The following is a 15,637-nucleotide window of genomic DNA, read 5'->3' as shown; positions in this document are numbered from 1 at the left end:
TCGCTTTGCTCTCTCCTCCGTTCTCTTCGTTCACTTCGCTGTCCCTTTTTCTACGCTTCGCTATACTTTCCGCCCTTTGGGCGAAAAGTATAGAAAAACGGCATTGCAGTTGTCTGGCTGACCTGGTCTTTGCCCCCACACTCGCCTTGACCGGGATTTTCCCGAGGACTTACATCTAAGCTACGCCATGATCACTGCCGCCTTGCGGATCAGCTTACGTGGATCCCTTTGCCCGTAACTGGCTTGGATTTTCAACCACAGACCCAGACAACTGCAACGCCGTCTCTTCTTATTTTTTATTTTGCTGCAAATGCTAAAAAATACACGATTTCAGGCTGTGCGGAAAGCAGTGCCTCGTAGCAGGCATTCGCCGTACTTCCGGTCGTATAAAAATCATCAAGCAGCAGAATTTTCTTTTCCTTTAACAGTGTACCATATTTTTGGTTATATGCAAACTTTCCTTTTACATTTAATTGCCGCTCCGTAGGACTTAAGCCTCGCATAGGCTGGGTATTTCCAGTTCGCAAAAGAGCATCTTTCAGGCAAGGCTTTCCCAGCAGCCTCCCCAGGTGCTGCCCCATAAGCGCCGCATGATTAAAGCCCCTCTGCCGCTCCTTTTCGAAAAACATAGGAACCGGCACAATCATATCAAAGACAAGGCGTGCCAGATTCAGCCGATCCGCCATCATCTGCGCCAAATCCCGTGCAATGTACTTTTTCCCGTTATATTTTAGGGAGAAAATGAGCCTGCGTTCATAAAGACCATACTGGGTGCAGCGCAAAGACAAAAATGGAACCAATCCGCCAGCAACACCAGCTATGCCATCACCGCCTGCAAACTTAACTTTTTGCGGTGGCTGCCCATCCCATCTGATATGCGCCATGCAGTGGTCACATAAATGGTAAGTTCTGCTTTCATCAATGATATTGCCACAGCAGATGCAGTAAAGTGCCGGTGGATACAGCAAATCCAGTCCTTTTGAGATCATTGCGCGGGCAGCGCCTGTTGCTGCATTTTTCAACCTATGCCCACCTCCAGCAACTCTTCTAATCTGTACCGAAGCCCGGAATAGCGCATTTTAATTCGGTTGTTGTCAATCATGGCATTCATCTTCTGTTCCCCGCCTACCAGCACGACTACCTGCTTGCCTCGAGTCACCGCCGTGTACAAAAGATTTCTAGTCGCCAACATCGGCGGAAACCAGGAGATAGGCATAACTACGATTGGAAATTCACTGCCCTGACTTTTGTGTACCGTAATGGCGTAAGCAAGTTCCAGTTCATCAAGCTGAGAAAATTCGTAGGTCACATACTTGTCCTCATCAAAGATGACTGTCATCTGATTGTATTCTTTGTCGATTTTTTCTATGAAACCCACATCGCCGTTAAAGACGCCTTGCCCCTCTGAAAAGTCTCGCCTCTTCTTCCAACCGATTTCGTAGTTGTTACGAATCTGCATAACTTTGTCGTTTTCGCGGAAAAGTTTATCGCCGAACTTCTTTTCTGTCAAATCTTCCCGCGGCGGATTCAAAGCCTCCTGCAGGACCTTATTCAGCGCGATACAGCCAAGCGCGCCTTTTCGAACCGGCGTCAAAAGCTGAATATCCCGCACCGGCACAATGCCTTCATAATAAGCTGAAAGACGCTTTGTAATCAGCTGCACCAATAGATCCACAATCTGCTTTTCCGAAGCCCGCTCCATAAAGAAGAAATCCTTGTCCTTGCTGTTGACAAAAGGATATTCACCCTCGTTGATTCGATGGGCGTTTACTACAATCATACTTTCCTGCGCCTGACGAAAAATCTCTTTTAGCTTTACGGTATGGACGTACTCGCTTTCTATGATATCCCTAAGCACGTTGCCCGCGCCCACAGAAGGCAGCTGATCGTAGTCGCCTACCATAATTAGACGAGTACCCGGTTTAATCGCTTCAGTTAGCCCCTGCATTAAAAGCAGATCAATCATGGAAGCCTCGTCCACAATTACCACATCGTATTTCAACGGGTCTTCACTAGTTTTCCCAAAGCGCATAGTGTCCTCTTCCGAGGAGTAATAGTATTCCAAAAGACGGTGCACCGTAGAAGCATAGTGCCCGCTGGTTTCCGTAATTCTTTTTGCCGCCCTGCCAGTCGGCGCAGCGATTGCCACTTTAAACTGACTTTGCTCAAAGATATTGATCAGGGTATTGATAATAGTGGTCTTTCCTGTGCCGGGACCACCTGTAATGACTGAAATTCCGCTGGTCAAGGAACTTTTGACTGCACTGACTTGCTGAGCGGAAAGCTCAATTCCCGTCTGTCTCTGAGTCATGGAAATCATACTGTCGATGTCCACAGAAAGAGACTTAAGCCCCGCATTTTCAATAGCTGCCAAATTTCGACAAATCTTCTGTTCCGCCAAATAATAGACGTACAGATATACTACGGTCTGCCCTTTCAGTGTATCCAGCTGAATCTCCCCTTCAAAAGCCATATCCACCATATTCTCATAAACCAACTGTCTGGACACGTCAAGAAGCTGTCCAACCCTTTCACAAAGCTCTTCCTGCGGCATATAAGTGTTTCCTTCTCCCGCAAAATAGCTAAGTCCGTACTTAATTCCGCTCCTGATTCTGAAAGGGCTTTCCGGTTCAATACCCATCTTTGCAGCGATATTATCCGCTTTGTGAAAGCCAATTCCGTACACCTCTTCCACCAGCCTGTAAGGATTTTCGCTAATCAGTTCCACGGCGTCGGCACCGTAAACTTTGTAGAGTTTCAGGGCGTACTCTGCAGAAACACCATATTCCTGAAAAAACATGGACACCTCCGCAAATTCCCTGTGGGCTGCAAATGCCTCAGCGATTGCTTCGGCTTTTTTCGGTCCGATTCCGCTGACAAGGGTCAATCTGTGCGGCTCCCTCTCCATAATTTCAAAAGCATCCTCGCCGAACTTTGCCACAATAGCAGACGCCATCTTTGGACCGATTCCTCTGATAACCCCGGAAGCAAGAAAACCTTCAATACCTGCGATTCCAGTCGGCAGCACCTCTTCAAACTCAGAAAAAGCAAACTGCTCCCCATAAGTGGGATGCACCTTAAAGGTTCCCCGAAGCTTGTACCGGAAGCCCGGCGCACAAGAAGGAAGACTGCCGACCACAGTAAAGTATTCATCGTCAGTCTCCATGATGGCAATGGTATATCCGTTGTCCTCATTATGAAAAATAATTTCGGTGATAATCCCTTGCTTTTCTTCCATTATTTTACCCACTTAACGTATCTGGTCTTTGCCGCCAGTTTATTCTTCGAGTATTTCTTTGCATATTTCAACAGCACGTCTCTATGATTATTTGCAGGATTCTTATGTACCAGAGCAGCTACCTGCTCTAAAAGCTCCGCCGCTTTTTCTGCGGAATCGGTAATACCCGCCTCCATAATGTCATTGGCATCAATGACCAAATCCTCTACGAATACCGGTTCGTTGCCGGAAATGATCTTCTTCATCATGTAGTTTCTGGATTCAATTTTCAGGCTCGGCTGGTCGTAAACAATGCGCATAGCCTTAGATAGATTGTGCAGATAATTGTAACGTTCATTTCCATATTTAAACAGGAACTTTTTGAATTCCATGTCAGTGTTGAGAAAGTTAATATCAATAATACGTTCCACACCATCTTTCAAGTGTTCCTCCGTCTTCTTATCAAACTGCAATCTCTCAATGGCAGCCAGCGCCCGCTTCTTGGTAATCGCAGTATAGACAAGTCCCAGCCTTCTGGTTCTCACCGGCCTAGTTTTATCGATATTATCGCATACAGTCTTAAAAGCATTGGTGTCAGACATGGACATCCTGCCTGCCACATCTTCACCTAAAATTACTGCCATCAGGCCAGTTCCAGTCAGCATTTTCAGACCTTTTCCCGCATGATCCGATATCAGAAGATTTTCAAATTCCTCACGCACGGACGCTACATCGCCGCTGTCTGTCTGTGCAAGCAAAACTCGCCAGTGATTACCTATTGCTTCAAAGATGCTTTTGTGCAGGTCAAAATCCAGTTCCGCCGCAATTCTTACAGCCTCCAGCATATGAATCGGTTCTTTCTCAAAAACCTCCTCGCAGGATTCCACCGTCCGAATCAGCCTGGCTCGAATATCATCCCTGCCGCCATATGGGTCGACCAAAGTTCTTTCCGGATTATCCGCAATAGCGTTAACCGTAAACACCATCTCTTTCAGCGCCTCTTCGATGGTCCCCTCAAAGTTTCTGACATCAACAATACAGCCGTCGATGACAACAGGTTCGTCTTCATCCTTTGCCGGCACTTCATAGGTAAAATCCAGCCGTATTGACTGCTTCCCTTCGTCCAGTAGCTGACAGTCTGGAAAAATTCTCTGCAAATCAGCAAGGGTCGCCTTTGTCAGCAAATCCCAGTCGTACACCTTTTCGCCCATGATTTGACCGCGAACACATTCCCCCGCTGCGTAGGTTTCAAAACCCTCTTTTTCCAGTGTCTTCAGTGTCCTCAGCACATCCTTGTCGAATTTAATCACTTCTGCGTTCCTCCATCTTCTGTGGGTTTATAAATTCTGCGATTATCCAGCGTCCAAATTCTATCGGAAAATTCGCCCGGCGCAACACCTCTAAGCGCATCCTCCATATCAAACATTCTGGCATCTAAAATATCTAAATAGTGCAGCACCTCCGCTTCCGGAAACAGGGGCTTCTTTGGACTTCCAAACTCCGGTTCGTAGTGATGGGCTAAAATCATATGTTCCAGCATCAGTGTTTTCTCTTCGCTAAAGCCGAGATCTCGGCAGGTTCGATCCAAAAACTTTACACCCTGCACGATATGCCCTAGCATCTGTCCCTCAAAGGAATATCCCGGTGACACCCCGTACTCATTGGACAGAATCTCATTAAGTTTTTCAATATCATGAAGGATTACACCAGTTGCCACTAAATCTCTATTCAAATTGGTATAGACCTCGCAGACGCGAAGCCCTGTCATCAGCATTCTCTTTACGTGATACAAAAGACCGCCGTACTCTGCGTGATGATTCTTGGACGCTGCCGGATAGTACAGAAGTCTCTCTTTGTTTTCTGAAAGCACCTTTGTGCAAAGAGCAAGCAAATCTTTATCCTCCATGGATTCTGCCACAGAGTAAATGTAGCTGTACATCTCTTCTGAGTCCTCTGGCGCAGCCTTAACATATTCAGATATTTCAAGGGCGTCCTCTGAGTTGGCAGCTCTGATTCTGCTGATTCTAAGCTGACTCTGCCCCTGCCACTCGGTAACCTGCGCTCTGACCTTAATCAAATCCCCTTCCTTCATGCCGGATAAGAGTTCCAGTTCATCATCCGGAATCTCCCATTTCTTGCCGTTTACCTCGCCACTCTTATCGCCCAGCACTACATCAAAGTACTGTTTCTTGTTAGCGCCAACCTTGATGTTGGCACTCTTTACCATAAAAAAATCTGTAATTTCGGATTGTCCTTTCAAATCCGCCGCATAAAATTGTTTCATTCAATCGTCTCCATCAAAAAAATCACTACACTAATTATATAACATTTGGTCCAATTAGTATAGTGATTAAATTGTGAAGAAATTTTCCCTTATATCGCTTTTTCAAGAGCCACTCTAGCTTTGAACAGGTCACCGTCGATAGTAAGTTCAAATTTTCCGTTCATCAGGCTGGTCAAATCTTTTGCAATCGCAAGGCCCAGCCCGCTTCCTTCCGTATTTCTGGACTCATCGCCCCGCTTAAACCGCTCCATCAGCTCGTCAGCACTGATGTTCAGCTGTTCCTTGGACATGTTCTTAACGTCCAAATAAATCATATTATTCTCTTCCAGAATATCAATATATACTCGGCTACCCGGCAGTGCATATTTGCTCACATTGGTCAAAAGATTTTCTATGACTCTCCACAGAAGCTGGCCGTCCGCCATCACGTAGATGGAATCCGCTTTATTGGTAAAAATCACGTCAAGATTGTTTTCGGACAGCCGTTCTTCCATCTCAGCCATTGCCTGATTGACAATCGAAGTCATTTCAATCTTCGCAATTTCCACAGGAATATTGCCGCTGGAAGCCTTTGCTGCCTCAAATAAATCTTCTGTGAGTTTCCGTAGCCTTCTTGTCTTCTCATCGATAATCTCCAGATACATCGGCGCATTTTCACTGTCCAGTCCTTCCGTCTTGAGTAAATCCACATAGGACACCATGGAAGTCAGCGGCGTGCGCAAATCGTGAGAAACGTTTGAAATCAAGTCAATTTTCATTCTCTGATTCTTCAGCTTATCCATCACGGCGATATTCATGGCTTCTGAAATTTCGTTAACACTCATGGCAAGACGATCAAGTTCTCCTCCATCCGTCACAGGGATTTTATAATCTAAATTGCCCCGCTTAATCTGATTGACTCCTTCTTTAACTTCGCAGTACTTCTTCACCCATTTAGGAATAAAGATAAAGATGAAAATCAATACCGGTATCATTCCCAGCCATGTCGCGGAAAGCAGCACTGCCACGATGGCCGTAACCATGACTTTCCAGAACACTTCATCGCTGGCAGCAATTGCATCTGCAATATAGCAGACTAGCTTTCCGATAATGGTATGCCGCCAGAAAGACCTGGTCTTCAGTTTTTTAACAAGGGACTGCAGCAGTATGAGAAATACGCCCATCAGAAAGAGATTTCCAGCAATACAGAAGAACAACTCCAGCCATCTCGGCTCAAACTCTGAATTGTAAAAGTAAATATCACTGCTGAACTGCTCCATCTGCTCTTTGTTTAAGAGCCCCAACGCATATTCCTGATACCAATCGCTGCCGCTGAGCCAATCAACATGAGGCATGCTCATCAGTGCGATGCCGCAAAAGGCAAGAGCACCAACCACAATCTGCACATCGGTAAATATTTTGTCAAACCAGTTCAGTACCACACTTCCCATCGCATCTTTTCTGCCTACCTTAACAAGGGACACGATAATTGCTGCAAGGGCTATGATTACCACGCCGATTTCAATCATCCACAATGCCGATATATGCTCGTCTCCGCCGCGAATTTCAACATGCTGCCAAGTTGTCTCGCCATCTTCTCCTGTTGTCCTGCCATACAGCCCATATTTAATATGGTAAACCAGTGCCAGCATACAGCCCACTAAAACAGCTGCTTCTGCGGCTATCACCGCAATCACAGAACTGATGCTGTACGTCAATGTTCTATAGCTTTTCAATTTTGTATCCAATTCCCCACACCACCTTCAAGTACTTTGGATTTTTAGGATTAATTTCTATTTTTTCTCTGATTCTTCTGATGTGGACTGCAACGGTATTTTCCGGATTGTAAGCAGGTTCGTTCCAAACGTTCTCATAAATCTGCTCCATGGAAAACACTTTTCCCGCATTCTCCGTCAGAAGTTTCAAGATGCCGAACTCCGTCGGCGTCACGGTGACATACTCCCCATCTATGCGCACCGCCTTTTCATCGTCGTCCACTTCAAGTCCCCCTGTCTTGTAAACCCCGCTCTTTTTCTCCATACTTCCAAGATCCACATATCGTCTCAGCTGAGATTTTACTCTGGCAATCAGCTCAAGCGGATTAAAAGGTTTGGTGATATAATCGTCAGCGCCGACGTTTAACCCCGTGATTTTGTCGTAGTCCTCCGACTTTGCCGAAAGCATGATAATCGGAATATTCTTTTCCTCTCTGATTTTCATGGTTGCCTGCACCCCATCCATCTTCGGCATCATTACGTCCATGATAATCAAATGAAGCTGCTGATTTCTGGCATAATTCAAAGCCTCTATCCCATCAAAGGCTTTAAACACCGTATACCCCTCGTTCCTTAGATAAATCTCAATTGCCCCTGCGATTTCTTTATCATCGTCGCATACCAAAATATTCATCAAACCTTAACTCCTTTCGCTTACAACTATAGAATAGTCCTGAATTATTACAAAGCGCCCATGGCGTTTCTTACGATATTCTTAACAAATTGTAACAAGGCATTACGCGGTTGTCAATGCGCCATGCTTCCAGCATCACGGTAAACGCATGAAAAGTTGCGAACATTAAATTTTAGTACCTGTTCCGTATTTTTGCAAAAAAGGTATCAAAAATTAGGAGTCACTTTATACTAGCTAAAAGGTTTTGTGCAAATTAAACGAAATAGAAATGAAATTCTTCGTTCTTTTTTGTTTTCTAAGGGGCTATTTTCGTATAAGTCTTCCATTATCCAAAAGTTCATTCCTTATTTTCCATATAATAGATAAAATGTTTTGGATATTTTAGTACCTTTTTTGCAAAAAACTCTTAAAAGTACTAATGATGTGTTTCATGCGTTTGCCGTGTGTCTGCCTCTAATCAAACCAATCAAAAAAGCAGGTACACTATAATAGTATACCTGCAGAAATTCCGTGCCGTACTTGCGGTTAATCTCTATTCACAACAGCCTGCAGCACCTGATTTGCAACAGGTCCTGCCACGCTGCTTCCATAGCCGCCGTTTTCTACGCAGACAATAAAAGCATAAGGATTTCCTTCGTTTTTTATAAAGCCTGTAAACCAGGCATTAGGCTCGCTTCCGTACATCTCCGCTGTTCCCGATTTTGCGTAAATATCAAGCCCAGGGAAATTGCTCTCGCCATAATTAGAAACGACATTATTTTTCATCATGGAGCGCAGCTTTTCCGCCGTGGACTCGTCAATCATGCGTTCGGTATCCTCGCCTGACGGAAAGTTTGTATAAAGAATTCTAGGCACCGTGCCCACCCCGTCTCTTGCAATTGCGCTCATATAAACCAGCATGGAGCAAGGATTCAGTTCATCGTTATACTGCCCGATTCCCGCCCACGCCAGACTCAAATCATCGTTTTTGGGAAACTCAAAAGAGCCTTTCGCATTATGAATGCCGTCAATATCGTAGGAGTCCAAAAGCCCCAGTTTTTTCGTATAACTTGCCATGACAGTGCCGCCAATCCTCTGGGACAAATCCGCAAAGGCGCAGTTGCAGGATTTTGCCAGCGCCCCCTCAAAATCCACCGTCCCGTGGGCCTGAGTGCAGGTGATAGCCTCGTCTCTGATGTAGCTGACACCGCTGCAGGTATAGCTCCAATCCTCAAGTCCGCTAACATTTTCGATGGCAGCAGCGCAAGTCACCAACTTAAAGATGGATCCCGGAATCAGATTGGAAGACAGGAACTTGTTCAAATATACGCCCGACGTATCATCCGCTGCAATTTCCGGCGGATTAGCAGGGTCAAATCCCGGAGAACTTACCATACAGATAATTTCCCCCGTTTCATAATTATATACACCTACGGTGCCGTTTCTTCCGTTCAGAGCGTTATACGCAGCCTTTGACACCTCCGCGTCGATGGAAAGTTTCAGGTCGTTGCCGTTTCCCGTAATACTGTAGGTTCCGGTCAAAAGACTGTAGCCTACGATTTTGTCTCGAAAAGCGCTCTGCGCTGCAGTTGCAATATTTCCATCCATATCCCCTACGGCATGAAGGGTCGCTCTGCGTGTCAGTTCATCGTCATTATATTTCATTCCATTTTTGGTATTCTCTACAAGGATGGTATCGTTTGCATCGTAAACCTTGCCAATTGCAAGCCTTCCCTCATAATACACGTGCTGGTTCGCGTAGAAAGTCGCCCATTCACCGCCATCTGTCACAAACTTAAATATGAAAATACATATGCCCAAAAACAGCGCTGCTGCAAGAGCAAGGCAAATGATGCCTCTTTGCTCTAATTTCTTCATATCATATCCTCCTCTTCCGTCTCAGCCTTAAGGCCTTTGTCCGTCAGGCTGATTGCAATGCTGGCATTCTGCCTGGTGTCCGCCGCTTTAAGAAAGGCCAGCATACCCCAGGAGCCAATCATACTGGTTCCTCCGTTGGAAACAAATGGGAAAGTCACACCGGTCATCGGCAGTAAATCCACCGCACCGAAAACATTGAGCACCGTCTGAAACAGGAACATGGAAGTAGCCGCACAAGCAGCAATGGTGTAATAGGTGGACCTGCCTGCCAAGATAGAGCGCACCGCAAAAAGGGAAAGAGTGATGATAGAAATCACCGCAAGAACTGCAATAATCAGTCCCCACTCTTCTACCAACATACCGAAAACAAGGTCAGTGTCCGCAGCAAAAACGCTGGACAGCCAGCCTTTTCCGGCACCAACGCCGACAAAACCACCGCTTGCCGCCGCCGACATGGTTCTTGTCTGCTGCATACCCAGCCCGTCTGCAAACTCCCAGGCATGTCCCCATACCGAAAAGCGCTCCGCTATATATGCTTTGAACTTCAGCACCATCAGACCTCCAACAAAAGCTACGCCTACCAGCAAAATCAGCTTGGTAAAATCTCCACTTCTAAGAAAAGAAATCACCAGGAAAGTGACGAAGAATATAATCGCTGTTCCAAAGTCCCCCATCAGCGCCAGGCAGCAAAAGCAGAAGCCTGAAAACAGCATAAATATAATAGAATTCTTTTTTTCAAAGAGCTTGTCCAAGGACGCCGCTCCCACCCAGATGAATGCAAGCTTAATCAGCTCCGACGGCTGGAAAGAAAATCCGCCAATTTCCACCCAGTTGGCAGCACCAAAGCGATCAGTAGCGAAGACCAAATTAAACAAAAGAAGTCCCGCCGCACCTATGTACATCAGCTTCTGAATGGCTTCCGTTCTCGTCAGATTCCTAAGGTAAGCACACATAAAGAAAAACAAAGCAAGCCCCATGGCAACCGCAATAAATTGCTTAAAAGCCGCTTCTGGAAATTTCGCAGCGGTCACCGAAAGACTCAAGGTAGATAAGAAAAAGGCGATAGTTTCCATTTCAAAACCTTTTCGCTTCATGGATCGAAGCAGAATTACATAAACCCACATAAGGATACAGATTCCAGCAAAAGCCATCGTAATAGAATGAAGATAGTTTTCTCCCAAAGCTATCTTCAGTTGTATCACTGTCATTACCTGAAAAATGCTCAGCGCAAACAAGGACGGCCACGGCAGCGGAATCACTGTGTCCGATTTTCTCATCTTTATATTATTGCGGCGTTCCTCCAGGCTGATTGGAAACAATGTACACTGAGTCATGCCCACGCTGATGACATCGCCGGGGCGAACTTTGACTCTCTGATCCTTTCTGACGCGTCGCTCGTTGACATAGGCTCCGTTCTTGGATCCCAAATCACGATAAGTCCAGTTCCCCTTAGGGTCTCTGGTCAGTGTCCCATGGTTTCTGGAAACCCGCGGGTCTTCGATGTTGATATCGCAGCTTTTCGCCCTTCCAAGTACATTTTCCCAATGGGTAATGGGAAGATTTTCTCCCGTACTCAAATGTAAATAAGCCCAAACCTCCGACGGATTTTTGGACTTGAGAAGTGAGCGAATCGCCCGCATTAAAATAAAAATCGCAAGGGCAATAAAAACCCATCTGGCTACAGCAGTATAAATCAGTTCAAAACCGTAGTCAGATGCGAAAACTTCCTGAATTGTTTCCAGAATCCCTGCAAAAAACTCTCCAATGCTTTTAAAAATTCCCGAAATGATCGTCATAATCTGGCTAACCCCTCCATTTCTCTTTCTGGCAATAGTATATCACAGTCTTTTTCAGATGTAAAACCCCCCGTTGACAGCAAGAACCTGTCCTGTTATATAGGAAGCTTCTTCTGAGGCTAAAAACACAGCCGCCTTTGCCACCTCATCGGCGTCACCAATTTTTCCCATAGGGATTTCCTCTGTCAGCGCCTGCAGGGTATCCTCTCCGCAAATGCGACTCATATCGGTATCGATAACCCCCGGCGCAATGCAGTTGACTCTAACGCCAGAAGGTGCGACTTCCTTGGCAAGACTCTTTGCAAATCCGATAACTGCGGCCTTGGTAGTGGAATACGCCACTTCACAGGAGCCACCAGTCTGTCCCCAAACAGAGGAAATCATCACGATACTTCCCTGCTGCCTTTCTATCATGGTTGGAAGTATTTGGCTGGTCACTGAGATTGTTCCGTATAAGTTGGTATCCATAATCTCCTTCCACTGCTTCTGCGTTGTATCTGTGAACAGCCCCGTGATGCTAATTCCTGCATTACATATCAGCACATCGAAATAAGGCACTTCCAGATACATGCGGGCTGCCCGCACACCTTCGGAAACCTGCTGACTGTCAGATACATCGCAACAAATGCCTACAGCACCTGTCTCTTCGCTGACCTCCTTTGCTTTGTCATCTCTCTCTTTATAAAGGAAGGCAACTTTATATCCGCTCTCCGTAAACGCTCTTACCATAGCAGCGCCGATTCCCCTGGAGCCTCCCGTAATCAAAACCGATTTCATCTTGGACCTCTTTTCTGTTCTCATAAGTTTCATAGGCAAACCTGTTTCTTTGCAAAAAAACATTGGGACTTGCCCAATGTTTTTTCTTTGCTTATATTTCTGGCGCATAGTATTAACTATAATCTTAGAAACTAATTCCGAGATTCTCAGATTATTTTCATCTATATTCTACTACAACTTTTTCCACTTGTCAAAGAATTTTCAGATATTATTTCTGTTTTTTTGAAAATTTTTCCGGATTTTTCTTTTGAAACTTAAGTTTTTGCCTTTTAAGCAAAAAGTTCCATTTACAAAATGCTTGGTTGGTGTTAGAGTAGTCTAGTGAAAATTTTTATAGAATGATTGAGGTATTTATTATGACTAGCTATTACTTCCTTTTGGCCGTTGCCATTATCATTTTGTCAACGAAGTTTTTGGGCGACCTTTCAGAAAAGGTTAACATGCCCCAGGTTGTGGGCGCGCTGGTTGCCGGTGTTATCCTCGGACCATCGGTACTTGGCGTTGTAACAGAAACCAATTTTCTTGCGGAAACCGCCGAAATCGGTGTTATTTTACTGATGTTTATGGCAGGTCTTGATACAGATATTAACGAAATCAAGAAAAACAGCGTTTCCATGCTGTGTATTGCAGCCATGGGTGTGATTCTGCCGCTCATCGGCGGCGCTGCCTGCTACTATTTCTATTTTCATGTAGATTCATCCGACTTTAATGAAGTCCTAAAGTGCGTATTCATGGGTGTCATTCTAACTGCAACTTCTGTAAGTATTACAGTAGAAGCACTCCGTGAAATGGGTAAGCTGAACGGTCCTGTTGGTAGTGCTATTCTGGGTGCTGCAGTGCTTGACGATATCATCGGTATCATCATTTTAACCATCGTATCCAGCCTGAAAGATCCGTCGGTAAGCATTATCTCCATTTTAATCAAAATCGCACTATATATCGTTCTCATGGCTGTGCTTGCCGTTATTCTTAAAACTGCCAGACCAAAAGTTGACGATTTAAAAGACAAACGCAGAGTTTGCATCTACGTAATGGCGCTCATTCTGCTCGTCGCATTTATTACAGAACAGTATTTTGGAATCGCTGATATCACTGGTGCATACCTGCTGGGGCTTTTAATGTCTACCTTTGAGATTAAATCCTATATTGCAAAAAAACTTACTGTTCCAAGCTATCTCTTTTTCTCTCCGATCTTCTTCGCAAGTATCGGAATCAAAACAGAGCTTTCCGGTATGACAATATCCATGTTGATTTTCTCTGTGCTGCTCCTTCTTGTAGCTGTTCTGACAAAGATTCTCGGCTGCGGACTGGGTGCACGAATCTGCAAATTTAGCACCAGCGATTCTTTCCATATTGGTATCGGCATGGTGTCCAGAGGTGAAGTCGCACTGATTGTTGCACAAAAAGGCTACAACATGGGACTTCTCAGCGGCTATTTATTCTCACCAATCGTATTGGTAGTTATCGTTACTACCATTATTACGCCGGTGCTTTTGAAAAAATTCATGAAATAACACCTTAATTACTGTAAATGCTGCAAAGCCCGCTGGGTACATCCCCTGCGGGCTTTGCTATTGTAATTGTATTTTTAAAAAAACATGTGGAATTTTGTCTAAAAACGTCAAAACTTGAAACTTTTTTGCCCTGTGACGTACTCTATTATTATGTAACACTTTTTAGAATTTAATAGGAGGACTATACCACATGGACAAAAAAATGCAGCAGTGTATAGCGAATAATTTAAGGTATCTCAGGGATTATTATGACTACACACAGGAAGACGTAGCCGTCCTTTTACATATTTCTCGTACGACTTACGGAATACTGGAAAGCGGAACTAAAAATATGCGCACAGATTTACTTGTAAGACTGGCACGGGTTTATCAGGTGCCTGTCGACCTTCTCATGGAACAAAACTACGAAAAGTTTGCAAGGAGTGTCGCCCTTTCCGATGCTCATAATTCCGATGTATCAGAACTGCTGTACCTATATCGTAAGCTTTCCCCTTTCTCCCAAGGCTGTCTCATTGAAAAAGCAGCCATTCTGCTGATGGACGAGAAAGTAAAATAAGAGCCAATAGAAAACAACCGGGTGAAGGTGGTGGTAATCTGCCAAATCCGGTTGTTTTCTATTGCTCTCTATTTTTTCTTTGGCAGCGCAAGTATCATTACGAGGGTGGAAACTGCCATAACTGCTGCTAGAATGCCCAGCAGCGGAAACGCTGTCGTCTCTGACTGATTTACCCCTAATACAATCAGATAGCAAAGCCCCAATATCCCGCTGATTAAATTGACGGTCAGCGCACCGCAAGCCAGCTTGCTGTGATTTCTCATCCTTATCAATCCCCCTTTGTACCTACATTATATAATCCGTCTGTTTCCCTTTCCATAGCTGCCGCTTACAATCCCCTTACAAAATCGTAAGTTTCGACATTTTTTATCATAGAAAGGGGTTTATTTACAGCAAAAAATCCTGTATAATAAATTTTAATGCAGAAAACCGATAAAAGGTCTCTGTAAAGAATACAACTTATAGCAGAAAGGAAACGCTATGCGATATCAACCACCTTATTTTGATTTTGAGATTTGCGGAGTAAAGAGAAAACTTCCTTTTGTAAAAATAAAAGAAGACATGGCTCTTGCCAGCTTTTGTATCGTTTCTGACACAGAACTGGTACAGGCTGTTGCGCCTGAACTTGCAAAAAAACTGCCGGAATTTGATGTACTTTTAACTGCTGAAGCTAAAGGAATCATTCTAACCTATGAGCTCAGCAGAATTCTAGGTCACAAGGACTTTGTCGTAGCAAGGAAAAGCAACAAACCATATATGCAGAATGTGCTGGAAGCCAATGTTTACTCCATCACCACCCAGAAAAAACAGACCCTTTACATGGACGGTTGCGATGTAGATAAGATTCGCGGCAAGAGAGTTGCGATTATAGACGACGTCATTGCTACCGGGGAATCGCTGAACGCACTGGAAACTTTGGCAAAGGAAGCTGGAGCCGAAATCGTGTGCCGTGCAGCAGTTCTTGCTGAGCTTGACTCGGTTTACAGAGATGATATCATCTTCTTAAAAGAACACTATGTCTTTACACCAAACGAAGACGGCACCTTTACCCCGATTGAAAGCCCTATGAAAAAAGCAGCAAAAGCAAAAGAAGCAGAAACTGAAATTTCAGTTTCCACATTCCGAAACTAAATGATTAACGGATAATTAAAAGACGTGTATCGGTGAATCTTGTTCTGGTCAAGCAAAGTTGTAATAGCAATGTGGCATTTACATAACTTTTGCTGGCGGCAGACCATCGTTGTAGGA

General features: G+C 44.7%; 13 protein-coding genes. 3 read left to right on the top strand and 10 right to left on the bottom strand.

The features are described from left to right. Positions 1-296: 296 nt before the first annotated feature. The 9 genes from NFR88_RS14860 to ymfI form a co-directional block, all read right to left on the bottom strand. On the bottom strand, positions 297-1,022 hold the full coding sequence (locus NFR88_RS14860; RefSeq protein ID WP_160203010.1) for a ComF family protein: 726 nt from the start codon (positions 1,020-1,022) through the stop codon (positions 297-299). Further along, the gene (recD2, locus tag NFR88_RS14855; RefSeq protein WP_251617226.1) at positions 1,019-3,238 is read right to left on the bottom strand and encodes an SF1B family DNA helicase RecD2; all 2,220 of its coding nucleotides are present in this window, start codon (positions 3,236-3,238) and stop codon (positions 1,019-1,021) included. Before recD2 ends, NFR88_RS14860 begins: the two co-directional genes overlap by 4 nt. After that, positions 3,238-4,527 (bottom strand): tRNA nucleotidyltransferase/poly(A) polymerase family protein, encoded by a 1,290-nt coding sequence (locus tag NFR88_RS14850; RefSeq protein ID WP_251617222.1) that lies wholly within the window; start codon positions 4,525-4,527, stop codon positions 3,238-3,240. The genes recD2 and NFR88_RS14850 overlap by 1 nt, the downstream gene beginning before the upstream one ends. Continuing rightward, entirely contained in the window at positions 4,524-5,501 is a 978-nt protein-coding gene (locus tag NFR88_RS14845; protein WP_251617217.1) for a 3'-5' exoribonuclease YhaM family protein, read from the bottom strand. Before NFR88_RS14845 ends, NFR88_RS14850 begins: the two co-directional genes overlap by 4 nt. An 89-nt stretch (positions 5,502-5,590) precedes the next feature. Continuing rightward, positions 5,591-7,228: a HAMP domain-containing sensor histidine kinase gene (locus NFR88_RS14840; protein WP_251617215.1), complete on the bottom strand. Its 1,638-nt coding sequence runs from the start codon at positions 7,226-7,228 to the stop codon at positions 5,591-5,593. Further along, entirely contained in the window at positions 7,203-7,889 is a 687-nt protein-coding gene (locus NFR88_RS14835) for a response regulator transcription factor (RefSeq protein WP_160203005.1), read from the bottom strand. Before NFR88_RS14835 ends, NFR88_RS14840 begins: the two co-directional genes overlap by 26 nt. Positions 7,890-8,414: 525 nt before the next feature. Then, positions 8,415-9,746: a penicillin-binding transpeptidase domain-containing protein gene (locus tag NFR88_RS14830; protein WP_251617212.1), complete on the bottom strand. Its 1,332-nt coding sequence runs from the start codon at positions 9,744-9,746 to the stop codon at positions 8,415-8,417. Beyond that, positions 9,743-11,542 (bottom strand): FtsW/RodA/SpoVE family cell cycle protein, encoded by a 1,800-nt coding sequence (locus NFR88_RS14825; protein ID WP_161908927.1) that lies wholly within the window; start codon positions 11,540-11,542, stop codon positions 9,743-9,745. The genes NFR88_RS14830 and NFR88_RS14825 overlap by 4 nt, the downstream gene beginning before the upstream one ends. Positions 11,543-11,596: 54 nt before the next feature. Beyond that, positions 11,597-12,319 (bottom strand): elongation factor P 5-aminopentanone reductase, encoded by a 723-nt coding sequence (gene ymfI / locus NFR88_RS14820; RefSeq protein WP_251617209.1) that lies wholly within the window; start codon positions 12,317-12,319, stop codon positions 11,597-11,599. Positions 12,320-12,657: 338 nt separating this feature from the next. Between ymfI and NFR88_RS14815 the strand changes: the two genes are divergently transcribed. Further along, positions 12,658-13,833 carry a cation:proton antiporter gene (locus tag NFR88_RS14815; protein WP_371874488.1) on the top strand — a complete coding sequence of 392 codons (1,176 nt, stop codon included), beginning with the start codon at positions 12,658-12,660 and terminating at the stop codon, positions 13,831-13,833. 190 nt (positions 13,834-14,023) lie between these two features. Further along, positions 14,024-14,389, top strand: coding sequence for a helix-turn-helix transcriptional regulator (locus tag NFR88_RS14810; RefSeq protein WP_251617206.1), 366 nt, complete (start codon positions 14,024-14,026; stop codon positions 14,387-14,389). A gap of 68 nt (positions 14,390-14,457) precedes the next feature. Here the strand turns inward: NFR88_RS14810 and NFR88_RS14805 are convergent, their stop codons facing one another. After that, positions 14,458-14,652, bottom strand: coding sequence for a hypothetical protein (locus tag NFR88_RS14805; RefSeq protein WP_160203001.1), 195 nt, complete (start codon positions 14,650-14,652; stop codon positions 14,458-14,460). Positions 14,653-14,869: 217 nt separating this feature from the next. Between NFR88_RS14805 and NFR88_RS14800 the strand changes: the two genes are divergently transcribed. Then, positions 14,870-15,520: a phosphoribosyltransferase family protein gene (locus NFR88_RS14800; RefSeq protein ID WP_160203000.1), complete on the top strand. Its 651-nt coding sequence runs from the start codon at positions 14,870-14,872 to the stop codon at positions 15,518-15,520. Positions 15,521-15,637: the final 117 nt, after the last annotated feature.

The organism is Senimuribacter intestinalis (genome assembly GCF_943192965.1).
In the GTDB taxonomy this organism is placed as follows: domain Bacteria; phylum Bacillota; class Clostridia; order Peptostreptococcales; family Anaerovoracaceae; genus Senimuribacter; species Senimuribacter intestinalis.
The sequence above is the reverse complement of the archived record's forward strand: the minus strand, read 5'-3'. Positions and strand labels throughout refer to the sequence as shown.